The sequence below is a fragment of the Agrobacterium sp. fls2-241-TYG-188a genome (assembly GCF_030209845.1).
Genome location: NZ_JARVRD010000003.1, coordinates 430,964 through 443,615, shown reverse-complemented (window position 1 = coordinate 443,615; position 12,652 = coordinate 430,964). Strand labels below are relative to the sequence as shown.

The 12,652-nt window shown below is 55.8% G+C and carries 14 protein-coding genes; 8 read left to right on the top strand and 6 right to left on the bottom strand.

Annotated elements, in window-relative coordinates; genetic code table 11:
* Positions 1 to 93: 93 nt before the first annotated feature.
* On the bottom strand, positions 94 to 690 hold the full coding sequence (locus QRN85_RS16090; protein WP_062584832.1) for a DUF1134 domain-containing protein: 597 nt from the start codon (positions 688 to 690) through the stop codon (positions 94 to 96).
* A gap of 148 nt (positions 691 to 838) precedes the next feature.
* Between QRN85_RS16090 and chpT the strand changes: the two genes are divergently transcribed.
* Positions 839 to 1,489, top strand: a complete 651-nt coding sequence (gene chpT, locus QRN85_RS16085) for a histidine phosphotransferase ChpT (RefSeq protein WP_062584834.1) — start codon at positions 839 to 841, stop codon at positions 1,487 to 1,489.
* Positions 1,490 to 1,560: 71 nt separating this feature from the next.
* Here the strand turns inward: chpT and QRN85_RS16080 are convergent, their stop codons facing one another.
* Entirely contained in the window at positions 1,561 to 2,070 is a 510-nt protein-coding gene (locus QRN85_RS16080) for a GNAT family N-acetyltransferase (RefSeq protein WP_284759303.1), read from the bottom strand.
* 118 nt (positions 2,071 to 2,188) lie between these two features.
* Entirely contained in the window at positions 2,189 to 2,893 is a 705-nt protein-coding gene (ctrA, locus tag QRN85_RS16075) for a response regulator transcription factor CtrA (RefSeq protein WP_027675781.1), read from the bottom strand.
* 444 nt (positions 2,894 to 3,337) lie between these two features.
* Here ctrA and QRN85_RS16070 point away from each other — a divergent pair, with 444 nt between their 5' ends.
* Positions 3,338 to 3,688: a flagellar export protein FliJ gene (locus tag QRN85_RS16070; protein WP_062584838.1), complete on the top strand. Its 351-nt coding sequence runs from the start codon at positions 3,338 to 3,340 to the stop codon at positions 3,686 to 3,688.
* Positions 3,689 to 4,070: 382 nt separating this feature from the next.
* Here the strand turns inward: QRN85_RS16070 and sciP are convergent, their stop codons facing one another.
* The 3 genes from sciP to cysQ form a co-directional block, all read right to left on the bottom strand.
* Positions 4,071 to 4,346, bottom strand: coding sequence for a CtrA inhibitor SciP (gene sciP, locus QRN85_RS16065; protein WP_027675777.1), 276 nt, complete (start codon positions 4,344 to 4,346; stop codon positions 4,071 to 4,073).
* A gap of 333 nt (positions 4,347 to 4,679) precedes the next feature.
* Positions 4,680 to 5,720, bottom strand: a complete 1,041-nt coding sequence (locus QRN85_RS16060) for a DUF2793 domain-containing protein (protein ID WP_284759301.1) — start codon at positions 5,718 to 5,720, stop codon at positions 4,680 to 4,682.
* Positions 5,721 to 5,790: 70 nt separating this feature from the next.
* Positions 5,791 to 6,570 (bottom strand): 3'(2'),5'-bisphosphate nucleotidase CysQ, encoded by a 780-nt coding sequence (cysQ, locus tag QRN85_RS16055; protein ID WP_113100463.1) that lies wholly within the window; start codon positions 6,568 to 6,570, stop codon positions 5,791 to 5,793.
* A 344-nt stretch (positions 6,571 to 6,914) separates the two neighbouring features.
* On the opposite strand from cysQ, the gene QRN85_RS16050 reads away from it, so the two are divergent.
* The 6 genes from QRN85_RS16050 (at position 6,915) to QRN85_RS16025 (ending at position 12,562) form a co-directional block, all read left to right on the top strand.
* A complete protein-coding gene (locus QRN85_RS16050; RefSeq protein WP_062584847.1) occupies positions 6,915 to 7,817 on the top strand; it encodes a branched-chain amino acid ABC transporter permease in 903 nt (300 codons plus the stop codon).
* Between the two features lie 49 nt (positions 7,818 to 7,866).
* Positions 7,867 to 9,219 carry a high-affinity branched-chain amino acid ABC transporter permease LivM gene (gene livM, locus QRN85_RS16045; RefSeq protein ID WP_502870793.1) on the top strand — a complete coding sequence of 451 codons (1,353 nt, stop codon included), beginning with the start codon at positions 7,867 to 7,869 and terminating at the stop codon, positions 9,217 to 9,219.
* A complete protein-coding gene (locus QRN85_RS16040; protein ID WP_113094379.1) occupies positions 9,219 to 10,085 on the top strand; it encodes an ABC transporter ATP-binding protein in 867 nt (288 codons plus the stop codon). Before livM ends, QRN85_RS16040 begins: the two co-directional genes overlap by 1 nt.
* Positions 10,085 to 10,813, top strand: a complete 729-nt coding sequence (locus tag QRN85_RS16035) for an ABC transporter ATP-binding protein (protein WP_062584854.1) — start codon at positions 10,085 to 10,087, stop codon at positions 10,811 to 10,813. The genes QRN85_RS16040 and QRN85_RS16035 overlap by 1 nt, the downstream gene beginning before the upstream one ends.
* 161 nt (positions 10,814 to 10,974) lie before the next feature.
* On the top strand, positions 10,975 to 11,328 hold the full coding sequence (locus QRN85_RS16030) for a DUF6867 family protein (RefSeq protein WP_062585592.1): 354 nt from the start codon (positions 10,975 to 10,977) through the stop codon (positions 11,326 to 11,328).
* A gap of 115 nt (positions 11,329 to 11,443) precedes the next feature.
* Positions 11,444 to 12,562 (top strand): branched-chain amino acid ABC transporter substrate-binding protein, encoded by a 1,119-nt coding sequence (locus QRN85_RS16025; RefSeq protein WP_062584856.1) that lies wholly within the window; start codon positions 11,444 to 11,446, stop codon positions 12,560 to 12,562.
* Positions 12,563 to 12,652: the final 90 nt, after the last annotated feature.

Genomic DNA, 12,652 nt, shown 5'->3' with positions numbered 1-12,652 from the left:
CTTTTTTGCTGGCAGACATCATGTCATGCCAATCTTGCGCCAGGCATTAGATTGCCCAGGCGCTATTTTATGCGGATTTCACGTGATTGCGAATCAGAAGGGATTCCAGGTTGGCTGCGGGGTCAGCTTGAGATAGCCGACATTGATGCCGAGCCGTGCGCCGATTCCGGTTCTGATCGGGGCGATCGTGATGTCGCTGTTCTTCAACACGGTCATGCCAACGCCCGCCACGATGAAGGCAGAGCCGCTGACGCCGCCGTAGCGCCGATAGAGCGCGTTCACGGCCGGGAGATTATAGACCAGCATCATGGCGCGGGTGCCCTGTCCGCCATAGTCCAGACCCAGCGACGGACCCTGCCAGAAGACGGGGTGCTGACCAGCGTTCTTGGTGTAGAGCTGGCCCTCGCCATAGGTCAGGCCTGCCACGAAAGCGCCCGAACCTTCCTGGCCGAGGATATAACCGTTGGGCAAACCATATTGCTGGAAAGCACGTTCCACCACCTTTGCCAGACCTCCGGTGGTTTCACCGAAGAAACCATGGCCAGCGTCGATAATTTCCTGAAAGGAATATTGATCGCTGCTCTGGGCCGAGGCATTGGCCGCAGACACGCAAAGGCTCGCGAGTACCACGAAGATCTTTACCAGTCCGAGGCGTGCAATGGTGCGGAGTTCGTTAAGTCGCATCGTCAATTCCGTCCGTCTGTTCTGTTCGTTTTGCCCTGTTAAGACATTTGGTATTTTGAAACCATGATATTAACAATCGGTTTACCAAATATGGTGTCATTATGGCTTAATAACTTCCACACGGTCCGCGCAGCCTTGCGCAGGAGAGAATTTTATGACGAGCAAACCAAATCTGACGCTGTCCGGTCCCGATCTGGCCGCCCTGCTGTGCAGTCGCGTATGCCATGATGTGATTTCGCCAGTCGGAGCGATCAACAACGGACTGGAGCTTCTGGATGAAGGTGGCTCCGATGAGGACGCACTCGATCTGATCAGAACATCTGCGCTCAACGCATCGGTACGGTTGAAGTTTGCCCGCCTTGCTTTCGGTGCCTCCGGTTCTGCCGGTGCTTCCATCGACACAGGCGAAGCGGAAAAGGCCGCCAAGGATTTTGCTGCTGCAGAAAAGAAGGCGGAAGTCAGCTGGACCGGCCCGCGCGCAATCGTGCCGAAAAACCGGGTCAAGTTGCTGCTTAATCTGTTTCTGGTGGCATACGCCGCCATTCCACGCGGCGGCAACGTCGATGTCGTTCTGGAAAATCCTGAAACGGATGCGCGATTCGAAATCACCGTCAAAGGCCGCATGATGCGTGTGCCGGCCAAATTTGCGCAGCTTTCCGAAGGCACCGAGGAAGAAGCCATCGATGCCCATTCCGTTCAGCCCTATTACACGCTGCTGATGGCGCAGGAAGCGGGCATGACAATCGAATACAAGGTCCATGAAGACCGCGTCGTATTCACGGCAACGACAGTCGAGCCTGCCTGATTCGCAAGGATATCAAATGCGCGAAAGGGCTGCCATAAGCGGCCCTTTTTGCATGGGCTCAGGTCAGTGGCTCAGGTGAGTTTTCGCTGCATCACGTCGTTCGGGTAGGCCTGATCGCCGATGCGGAAATGCGTTTGCCCGATGATCCTGAAATCGAGAGACAGATAAAAATCACGCGCGGCGGTGTTTTCGGCATTTACCGTCAACCACGCCGACTGGATACCCAGTTGCGCGCATCTGTCGAAACCGGCTTTGAGAAGACCTTTGCCGATACCCCGTCCGTGGTGCCTTGGCTGGACGTAGAGCGTTTTGATTTCCAGCCCGCTACATGCGTCGATGGGCGCTTCGCTATCGAGCGAAAGCCGAATAAAACCGTCGATGCCATCGGTGTTTTGCGACACGATAATATGGTCCCTGTCGCTTTCGAGAGCGCTCTGAAACCGGGCAGCCGTGAATTCGCGCAGCGCATAATCGGCGAAGACGTTGCTGACGCCCCTCCTGAGGTAGGTGCCGACCCAGACCTCCATGGATATGGCCGCAAGGCTGGCCGCATCTGACAGGTTCGCGTCTCGGAAAGTCATGTCTACACCTTGGCGATATGCTGATGTTGAAGGCTAAGCCTATGAAACGGTGATCAGAAAGCAAAAAAACCGCCGGAGGAGGGCGGTTTTTTCGTTAGCGGGTATGCTTGGGAGAATGTCAGGCTGTTTCGAGATACTCGGTCGCGCCATCCGGCTCGCGCAGAACGTAGCCACGGCCCCAGACCGTTTCGATGTAGTTTGCGCCACCTGCGGCATTTGCCAGCTTCTTGCGCAGTTTGCAGATGAAGACGTCGATGATCTTCAATTCGGGCTCGTCCATGCCGCCGTAAAGGTGGTTCAGGAACATTTCCTTCGTCAGCGTGGTGCCCTTGCGGAGCGAAAGCAGCTCCAGCATCTGGTATTCCTTGCCTGTGAGGTGAACGCGCTGACCGCCGACTTCGACCGTCTTTGCATCCAGGTTCACAATCAACTCGCCGGTTGCGATAACCGACTGCGCATGGCCCTTGGAGCGGCGGACGATGGCGTGAATACGTGCAACAAGCTCATCCTTGTGGAAAGGCTTGGTCATATAGTCATCCGCGCCGAAACCGAGGCCGCGAACCTTGTCTTCAATGCCTGCCATGCCGGAGAGAATGAGAATCGGTGTCTTCACCTTGGAAAGACGAAGCGTTCTCAGTACCTCGTAGCCCGACATATCGGGCAGATTGAGGTCAAGCAGAATGATGTCGTAATCGTAGAGCTTTCCAAGGTCCACGCCTTCCTCTCCGAGGTCGGTCGTATAGACGTTGAAACTTTCGGACTTCAACATCAGCTCGATGCTCTGAGCTGTAGCGCTGTCGTCTTCGATGAGTAGAACCCGCATAATTATCCCCTTTGCCGCCCGCGGAAGGTAATGATTGCCTTTTGCGCGATACGGATCCAGTCGTTGCCTGATTTGCAGGCTGCCACCAAATGGTTAACAAATTCTAATTGCCTTTGGCAAGGTGTGTAGAATTTATTAAATAGTGGCTCCAGCTTGCTGTTATTCAACGCGAATCCGCATCACCAAACTTGAATCCCAACGTGAACGAATCCCGCTAAGTGACTCAATCGACTCTTACATTGTCGTGCCCGCTCTTTTTTTGGGCTTGGCATTTACCGACCTTTAAATGATCTGCCTTATCATTAACGATGCCCGTAAACGAAAGGTTAACGACGCCAATTTTTTATTAACGTCGGGTAACTTTTCAGAATCATTCCGGTACAGCCGGAGTGAAGGGTCGGTTCGAGTTATGACCGGGGTCTCGCTATCCACGGAGTATTGCGTATGAAGTCGCGTGACAGCCTAATTCGCCTGAAGGAATTTCAGGTCAACGAAAAACGTCGTCAATTGCAGCAATTGCAGTCGATGATGTCCGAATTCGAACGAATGGCCAAGGAGTTGGTCCATCAGATTTCTCTGGAGGAGAGCAAATCGGGAATTACCGATCCTACGCATTTCGCCTATCCAACCTTTGCGAAAGCAGCCCGGCAGCGTGCCGACAATCTGCAGGTTTCCATTCGTGAACTGAAGATGCAGGAAGAAGCAGCCGAAGCTGTTCTTGAAGAAGTGCAGGCCGAATACGAAAAAGCCGCAGCGCTGGAAAATCGTGACGTAGCGATTCGCGCACGCGCCTGATACCGGCGGAAGAAACGAATCGTCCTCATTGACGGTGGCCAGTGGATCAGGAGGCTGCTTTCAATGACGCGACGGCATGTCTTGTCGCCATCGTGATCTTTGATCTTTCCGGCGCGCTCGTTTCTCTCTGCCAATATGCAAAAAGCCGTCCGGTCTACGGGCGGCTTTTTTATGTGTGCAGGTCGCTGGGAGATATGCCAACAGCAAAGGCGGGGACGACCGCGCGTCTATTTCCAGCCTGACAGGGTTAAGAGTTCTAACGGCAGCATCTCGGCCTGGGCGCCATCCGTGCAAACAAAAGCGCGCCACGCATTCCCGCCTGAGCGGAAAATGGGTGACGCGTCCTCGCCGGTCACGACTTCCCTACAAAGGGAAGAAGAAATTAGTGACGGTATTGCTGGATGCGTGTCGTACGCAGGCCTGCAAGACCGTGGTCGCTGATGGAGGACTGCCAGGAAAGGAATTCCTCTACTGTCAGCGTATAACGTTCGCAGGCTTCCTCGAGGCTTAATAGTCCTCCTCGAACCGCAGCGACAACCTCTGCCTTTCGACGAATGACCCAACGGCGGGTATCCGCAGGGGGCAAGTCGGCAATCGTCAAAGGGCTGCCATCGGGGCCGATGACATATTTAACTCGTGGGCGTATCATTTCGGTCATTGGACACTCTACACAAACTCAAGACCATATGCAGACGCACTTTAAGACCGTACCTTTAAAAATTACCTAAGCATCCCGTGACAATTTATTAAGAATTAGAATGGTTTCGCTTGATTTGTTCGAGTTTTGCTGGATTCCTGCGGCCAAAAGAAAATTTCATTTTGTTATTTTTTCATGTCCTAAGAAGCAAAAGTGCAGTTTATTCGGATTGTGTAATATTCACGGATAGTTAGCGGCCAGCATCTATCGCCTCATCAGGACCAGAGCTCGGCTTTGTTTTGCGTTGCGACCGGCCTGTCACCACAAGGCGCGATGACAGGCCGTCAGAGGAATTTACAGCATCACGAGCGAAATTTCGGTTTTTCCAGCGCCACAGGCAAGCTGGCAGGTGCCGCTATGTGCAAGTGAGATGCGGTCATTTTCGTTAAATGCTGCCATGAAGCTCACCGACTGCATGCTGTTTGCCGCTGATGTGGTCCCGTTGATTGCGAGTGCACTGGTCGTGCCATTGACCCTTATGCTGACCGTGTGGCCCGAGGACGAGACCACGGAAAGCGAAAGCGTGACCAGATATAGGCCGGTTGCAGGAACCTTCAGCTCCTTCAGCGTGCCTGTAACGATATCTGCGAGCACGAAGCCGCCTTGCTGCAGGGTCAGATCCGTGAAGCCGGATAGGGAGCCGCTTGCATGAGACACGTTTCCGCTCGCACGTCCGGCCCGCACGACAGGGCGCTCGGGCGTCAGGACATGGCCCTTGTCGGAAACGGTAAGGGCAGTCTTCCAGTTAGAACCATCCGGCGATGACTTGATGGCAAAGCTGTCGTTTCCGGAAAGCCCCATTTCTGCACGTCCGCTCCAACCGGATTGAAACAGCAGCGATGCGGTATCGCCGGGGCTGGATTTATTGACCTTTATCTGGTGTCCGCCGCCGGTGGAGGCGGCGGTAAACAGGCTGGCGGGCGAGGACACGATCAATCGGTTGGCGCTATCGGGCGTGGCATCGATGCCCAACTGCCGAAAGGAGGCGGTGGCGGGCAGGGGGGCGTCTTGCCACTGGCCGTTATAGAGAACCTTCATCCGGGAGCTTTCCGCAAACCAGGCGCGCCAACCTTCTGCTGGCGTGAAGTAGCTCCATGTCAGATCCTGCCAGAAAGCCAGCTGGCCAGCCCTTTGTGCCCAGATGTCCGTCGGGTCGGCGGCGATCAGAAAGCAATCGCCATCCGCCAGCGCCTGCGGCGGCGTGGCCAACTCGCCTTGGATCACAAGCTGGGTGACTGCGTCGAGCTTCTGCAGTGCCTCATTGTGGGTGACGTGCTTCTGCGCCTGTGAGGGGAGAATATAGGGGAGTCCAAGTCTCGATGTCTGTTCACTCATGGTTCAATCTCCGTTGCGTGGAAGATTGTGAGGCCAGATCAGAGGGTGTGAATGAAATGCAGAAATTTTTTTAAGGCGCAGCGCCCCACGCGATAAAATCGGGGTTTGCCAGGCGGTCACCATCGCCTGCGTGGTCGTGAAGTTCATAGCGTAGTGGCATGCCCGCCATATCCAGTGTGACGCCTCCGGCAGCGCGCAGAACGGCGTCGCCGGCGGCGGTGTCCCACATCATCGTACGGCTGAAGCGGGGATAAACATCTGCTGCCCCCTCGGCGACCATGCAGAATTTCAGCGATGAGCCGATCGAAATGCTGTCGATCAGGCCATGCTCGGCCACAAAGGCCTCTGTTTTGGGCGTACAGTGGGAACGGCTGATGACGGCAATGGGGATCGTCGGCTTTGCGCGACACCTGACCTTGCGGGCATCCGTCTGCACGAAGTCATCGGAAATGTGAACCTTGCAGGCGATATCACCATCACCTGTCCAGAGCACCTTCAGTGCCGGAGCATAGACCACGCCCATGACCGGGACGCCGTCACGCACAAGAGCGATGTTGACGGTGAAATCCTGCTTGCCGGAAATGAATTCCTTTGTGCCATCAAGAGGATCGACCAGAAAGAATTCGTCACCGGCGTCGGGCACGATGCCGTTTGCTGCAGCCTCTTCGGCAATGACCGGAATTGTGGGAAAGTGGCTTGCCAGGGCTTCGAGGATGATGGTTTCGGCTCTCTGGTCTGCCTCGGTGACCGGCGAACAATCGTTCTTGTAGGTGACATGAGGCCCTGCCGAGTGAACCGCCATGATTTCCCGGCCTGCCTTCAAGGTCGCCGCAGTCAAAATGTCGAGCATGGAGGTCCCTTTGCCGGTCGTGCTTTCTCAGCGACACGACATACGCTCTTGAGCGCCGCATGACAACGCGAGCAATCTGATGGACGAAATATATCTCAGCATAGTGCTGCAACGCGCTCTGCAAGCTGCTTTTTAAAGCAGGATCTGCCAAAAATATGGTCGTTATGTGCCTTGCTTCGGCATTCGATGGGGAAATCCTAAATAATAAGCTGTTTTACAGATTTTTGACTTCACATTTCTTTCGAACGCGATATGGGTTTTAACCAAGGGGGACAGAAAATGCAGCCCCCGGCATCAACATAAAACGAGACCTGTTCCGTTGAGAGTGGGTCCGGGGGAAAGATATGGAGTACTTTATCCAGCAGCTCATAAACGGGCTGACTCTTGGATCGATCTATGGCCTTATCGCTATTGGCTATACGATGGTTTACGGCATTATCGGCATGATAAACTTCGCCCATGGCGATATATTCATGCTTGGCGGCTTTGCCGCATTGATCGTCTTCCTTATTCTTACATCGTTCTTTGCAGGCATTCCCGTCGTCATCCTTCTTCTGGTGATGATGGTGGTTGCAATGCTGATGACCGGCCTGTGGAACTGGGCCATCGAGCGCGTGGCATATCGGCCGTTGCGCGGTTCGTTCCGGCTCGCGCCATTGATTACCGCCATCGGTATGTCGATTGCCCTGTCCAATTTCATTCAGGTAACGCAGGGCCCACGCAACAAGCCGATCCCGGCACTTGTTACTGATGTCTACCATTTCGGCGCCATCACCATCTCGCTCAAGCAGTTGCTGATTGTCGTCATCACCTCAGTGCTTCTGTTTGCCTTCTGGTACATCGTCAACAAGACGCCGCTTGGCCGCGCCCAGCGTGCGACCGAGCAGGACCGCAAGATGGCCGCCCTTTTGGGTGTGGATGTGGATCGCACGATTTCCATCACCTTCGTCATGGGCGCTGCACTGGCTGCCGTGGCGGGTACCATGTACCTCATGTATTACGGCGTCGCCTCCTTCAACGATGGCTTCATTCCAGGCGTCAAGGCGTTTACGGCAGCGGTTCTGGGCGGCATCGGTTCGCTTCCTGGCGCCGTGCTGGGCGGCCTTCTCATCGGCCTCATCGAGAGCCTGTGGTCAGCCTATTTCTCCATCGCGTACAAGGATGTCGCAGCCTTCGGAATCCTGGCATTCGTGTTGATTTTCAAGCCGACCGGTATTCTGGGCCGTCCGGAAGTCGAGAAGGTTTGATATCATGGCGAACATTGCTTCCGAAAATGGATCATCCGATTCGAACCTCATGGCGCAAGCTGTAAAAGAGGGTCTCTTTGCGGGCGTCGTCTCGCTGGGAATGTTCATTCTCTACGTCGGTGTCGTGACCTATCAGGACATCAACAACCAGTTGATCTGGGGTACCCGCTGGGGCCTTCTGGCGATCTTCGTTGGAATCGCAGCCATTGGCCGGTTCTTGGTCGTCGGCTTCATCCGTCCGCATCTCAATCGCCGCAAGCTGGCGAAAGCGAAGTCGGGCGTGCTGGAGATTTCCGAAGAGAAGGGCTTTTTTCATAAGCACTTCCTGAAGATCGCCCTCGTTTTCCTGCTGATCTATCCCGCAATTGCGGTCGGTCTCTTCGGTTATCAGGGCTCTCTCAAGCTGGTCGACAACTTCGGGATCCAGATCCTGATTTATGTGATGCTGGCCTGGGGTCTGAACATCGTCGTTGGCCTCGCCGGTCTGCTGGACCTCGGCTATGTCGCCTTCTACGCCGTCGGTGCCTATTCCTATGCACTGCTGTCCAGTTACTTTGGCCTGTCTTTCTGGGTGCTGTTACCAATGGCCGGCATATTGGCGGCTTTCTGGGGCATCATCCTTGGTTTCCCGGTTCTGCGTCTGCGCGGTGACTACCTTGCTATCGTCACGCTTGCCTTCGGTGAGATCATCCGCCTCGTCCTGCTCAACTGGACCGAGGTGACAAAGGGAACCTTCGGTATCTCCGGCATCGCCAAGGCATCCGTCTTCGGCATCTGGTCTTTCGATGTCGGCGCGCCCAACAATTTCGCCAAGGCTTTCGGCCTGTCGATGTCGTCCGCCTATTACAAGATCTTCCTCTTCTATGTCATTCTGCTGCTGTGCATGTTGACCGCCTATGTGACGATAAAGCTGCGCCGCATGCCGATTGGCCGTGCCTGGGAAGCATTGCGCGAAGATGAAATCGCCTGCCGTTCGCTTGGCATCGACACCGTCAAGACCAAGCTGACCGCCTTTGCGACCGGTGCCATGTTCGGTGGCTTTGCGGGCTCCTTCTTTGCCGCACGTCAGGGCTTCGTCTCACCTGAGAGCTTCGTCTTCCTGGAATCGGCCGTCATTCTCGCTATCGTCGTTCTCGGCGGCATGGGATCTCTGACGGGTATCGCCATCGCCGCCGTCGTCATGGTTGGCGGCACCGAGCTGCTGCGCGAGATGGAATTCCTCAAGCACGTCTTCGGCAATGACTTCACGCCGGAACTTTACCGCATGCTGCTGTTCGGTCTGGCGATGGTCATCGTCATGCTGTTCAAACCCCGCGGTTTCGTCGGTTCGCGTGAACCAACGGCCTTCCTGAAAGAACGCAAGTCGGTCTCCGGCAGCTTCACCAAGGAAGGTCACGGCTGATGGCTTCCGGAAACACTGCAATGACAAAAGACACCATTCTCAAGGTCGAGCATCTCTCCATGAAGTTCGGCGGCCTGATGGCCATCAACGACTTCTCCTTCGAGGCTCGTCGCGGCGAAATCACCGCGCTGATCGGACCGAACGGAGCCGGCAAGACGACCGTGTTCAACTGCATCACCGGCTTCTACAAGCCAACGATGGGCATGATCACGATGCGGCGCAAGACGGGCGAGGAGCATCTCCTGGAGCGTCTGCCCGATTTCGAGATCACCAAGAAAGCCAAGGTTGCCCGCACCTTCCAGAACATCCGGCTGTTTTCCGGCCTGACTGTTCTGGAAAATCTTCTGGTTGCCCAGCACAACACGCTGATGAAGGCATCGGGTTACACGATCCTGGGGCTTCTGGGATTGCCGACCTACAGCAAGGCTGCCGGTGCGGCGATCGAAAAGGCCAAATACTGGCTGGACAAGGCAGAGCTGACCGATCGTGCAGACGATCCGGCTGGCGATCTTCCCTACGGCGCGCAGCGTCGTCTGGAAATTGCCCGAGCCATGTGCACCGAGCCGGAATTGCTGTGCCTGGACGAGCCTGCTGCGGGTCTCAACCCGAAGGAATCGCTCGCGCTCAACAATCTTTTGCGCGGCATCCGGGCCGAAGGCACGTCATTGCTTCTCATCGAACACGACATGTCCGTCGTCATGGAGATTTCGGATCACGTCGTGGTGCTGGAATATGGCCAGAAGATTTCCGATGGAACGCCTGATCACGTGAAGAACGACCCCAAGGTCATCGCCGCCTATCTCGGTGTCGAAGATGATGAAGTGGAAGAAGTGATTGCAGAAGAACTCGGCGGGGGGACCGTCTGATGTCCGGTGAACCCCTTCTCAAAGTCCAGAATGTCGAAACCTATTATGGCAACATTCGTGCGCTGGCCGGTGTCGATGTCGTCGTCAACCGCGGCGAAATCGTCAGCCTTATCGGCGCCAATGGTGCAGGCAAGTCAACCCTGATGATGACGATCTGCGGCAGCCCGCAGGCGCGCACCGGCTCGGTGATTTTCGATGGCGAAGACATTACGAAAATTCCGACACACCTGATCGCGCGACGCCGCATCGCGCAATCTCCTGAGGGACGTCGCATCTTCCCGCGCATGACCGTTCTGGAAAATCTCCAGATGGGCGCCAATCTGGACAATCTCAAGCACTTCAAAGAGGACGTCGAAAAGATCTTCACGATGTTCCCTCGTCTGAAAGAGCGGCAGAGCCAGCGCGGCGGCACGCTTTCGGGTGGCGAGCAGCAGATGTTGTCCATCGGCCGTGCGCTGATGTCGCGGCCGAAGCTGCTGTTGCTGGATGAGCCTTCGCTTGGTCTCGCGCCGCTGATCGTCAAGGGCATTTTCGAGGCGATCAAGACCCTCAACAAGGAGGAAGGTCTAACCGTGTTCCTCGTGGAGCAGAACGCCTTCGCAGCCTTGAAGCTTTCCGACCGTGCCTATGTAATGGTCAACGGCAAGGTCACGATGAGCGGTTCAGGCAAGGAGCTTCTGGCCAATCCGGAAGTGCGGGCAGCCTATCTCGAAGGCGGTCGCCACTGAGACTATCCGCGTCCGCCTCGCGGGCGCGGATCGATACGGCCCCCGGTGTGTCTGGCATCGGCACGGGCGAAAGACATAACAATAATGCTGGCCGGGAAACGGCGGGCGAGAAACAAAGGCAGGTCTGCGGCAAATTGCCAAGGGCGCTGATGGGGAAAAAGATGCAGGGACTTTTTTTCGAAAGTGACAGCGGTGTTCGCTATGTGCTGCGCGGACTGGTTGTTCTTCTCGGTTTCTGGACGGCCTGGCGGACCGGAAAGTCGGTTGCCGACAGCTGGGACGAATATCCGCGTGTTGTTATCTACACGCTTCTCCTGGGTGTTGTGATGCGCTTTCTGCACCATGCGCTCTTTGCAGGGCCCATGCTGGACGGCTTTTACTACCTGATGGACGTCGTCGTTCTGCTGGCTTTTGCAACGGTTGGTTTCCGCATGAGACGCACCAGCCAGATGGTCAATAACTACTATTGGCTCTACGACCGAACTTCATCATTTTCTTATAAGAAGAAAGATTGACAGCGGCGTTTTTCTGAATTCAGAATGCCCGCATGAGTGGAACAGCCTGAGCAGTTAAGGTGGGTGCTGAGCAGGCAGGGATAATCAACCCAACCATGGAACTGGGAGTAATATAATGAAGAAGTCTCTTCTTTCCGCAGTTGCGCTGACCGCAATGGTCGCCTTCAGTGGTTCTGCCTGGGCTGACATTCTTGTCGGCGTTGGCGGCCCGCTGACCGGCCCGAATGCGGCTTTCGGCGCACAGCTCCAGAAGGGTGCTGAGCAGGCTGCGGCAGACATCAACGCTGCCGGCGGCATCAACGGTGAACAGATCAAGATCGTACTCGGCGACGACGTATCCGACCCGAAGCAGGGCATCTCGGTTGCCAACAAGTTCGTTGCTGACGGCGTCAAGTTTGTCGTCGGTCACTTCAACTCCGGCGTTTCCATTCCTGCCTCCGAAGTCTACGCTGAAAACGGCATTCTCGAAATCACGCCAGCGGCGACCAACCCGGTCTTCACCGAACGCGGCCTGTGGAACACATTCCGCACCTGCGGCCGTGATGACCAGCAGGGCGGCATTGCCGGCAAGTATCTTGCCGACAACTTCAAGGATGCCAAGGTTGCCATCATTCATGACAAGACACCTTACGGACAGGGTCTTGCCGATGAAACCAAGAAGGCTGCAAACGCTGCAGGCGTCAAGGAAGCCATCTACGAAGGCGTAAACGTCGGCGACAAGGACTTCTCGGCCCTCATCGCGAAGATGAAGGAAGCTGGCGTATCGGTCATCTATTGGGGTGGTCTCCACACCGAAGCTGGCCTCATCATCCGCCAGGCTGCCGACCAGGGTCTGAAGGCCAAGCTCGTTTCCGGTGACGGCATCGTTTCGAACGAACTTGCCTCCATCGCTGGCGACGCGGTTGAAGGCACGCTGAACACCTTCGGTCCTGATCCAACCATCAACCCTGCCAACAAGGATCTGGTTGCCAAGTTCAAGGCTGCTGGCTTCAACCCTGAAGCTTACACGCTTTACTCCTACGCTGCCGTACAGACCATCGCTGCTGCTGCAAAGGACGCAGGCTCGCTCGATCCTGAAGCCGTTGCTGCCGCCATGAAGAAGGGCAAGTTCTCCACCGTTCTCGGCGAACTCTCCTTCGACGAAAAGGGCGACCCGAAGCTTCCAGGCTACGTCATGTACGAGTGGAAGAAGGGCCCGGACGGCAAGTACAGCTACTTCCAGCAGGGCATGTAATCCCCACGAAATGGACGATGAGGAGCCCGGCAGAGATGCCGGGCTTTTTCTTGACCCCTGAGCAGGTGCCACAATACTGCCAACAAAGCC

Bases quoted from the DNA above. Each gene is read 5' to 3' on its own strand.
- QRN85_RS16030 (WP_062585592.1), top strand. From the start codon at position 10,975: ATGCAGGGACTTTTTTTCGAAAGTGACAGCGGTGTTCGCTATGTGCTG.
- QRN85_RS16050 (WP_062584847.1), top strand. From the start codon at position 6,915: ATGGAGTACTTTATCCAGCAGCTCATAAACGGGCTGACTCTTGGATCG.
- cysQ (WP_113100463.1), bottom strand. From the start codon at position 6,570: ATGCTCGACATTTTGACTGCGGCGACCTTGAAGGCAGGCCGGGAAATC.
- QRN85_RS16025 (WP_062584856.1), top strand. From the start codon at position 11,444: ATGAAGAAGTCTCTTCTTTCCGCAGTTGCGCTGACCGCAATGGTCGCC.
- QRN85_RS16080 (WP_284759303.1), bottom strand. From the start codon at position 2,070: ATGACTTTCCGAGACGCGAACCTGTCAGATGCGGCCAGCCTTGCGGCC.
- QRN85_RS16035 (WP_062584854.1), top strand. From the start codon at position 10,085: ATGTCCGGTGAACCCCTTCTCAAAGTCCAGAATGTCGAAACCTATTAT.
- QRN85_RS16060 (WP_284759301.1), bottom strand. From the start codon at position 5,720: ATGAGTGAACAGACATCGAGACTTGGACTCCCCTATATTCTCCCCTCA.
- QRN85_RS16040 (WP_113094379.1), top strand. From the start codon at position 9,219: ATGGCTTCCGGAAACACTGCAATGACAAAAGACACCATTCTCAAGGTC.
- livM (WP_502870793.1), top strand. From the start codon at position 7,867: ATGGCGCAAGCTGTAAAAGAGGGTCTCTTTGCGGGCGTCGTCTCGCTG.
- sciP (WP_027675777.1), bottom strand. From the start codon at position 4,346: ATGACCGAAATGATACGCCCACGAGTTAAATATGTCATCGGCCCCGAT.
- QRN85_RS16070 (WP_062584838.1), top strand. From the start codon at position 3,338: ATGAAGTCGCGTGACAGCCTAATTCGCCTGAAGGAATTTCAGGTCAAC.
- chpT (WP_062584834.1), top strand. From the start codon at position 839: ATGACGAGCAAACCAAATCTGACGCTGTCCGGTCCCGATCTGGCCGCC.
- ctrA (WP_027675781.1), bottom strand. From the start codon at position 2,893: ATGCGGGTTCTACTCATCGAAGACGACAGCGCTACAGCTCAGAGCATC.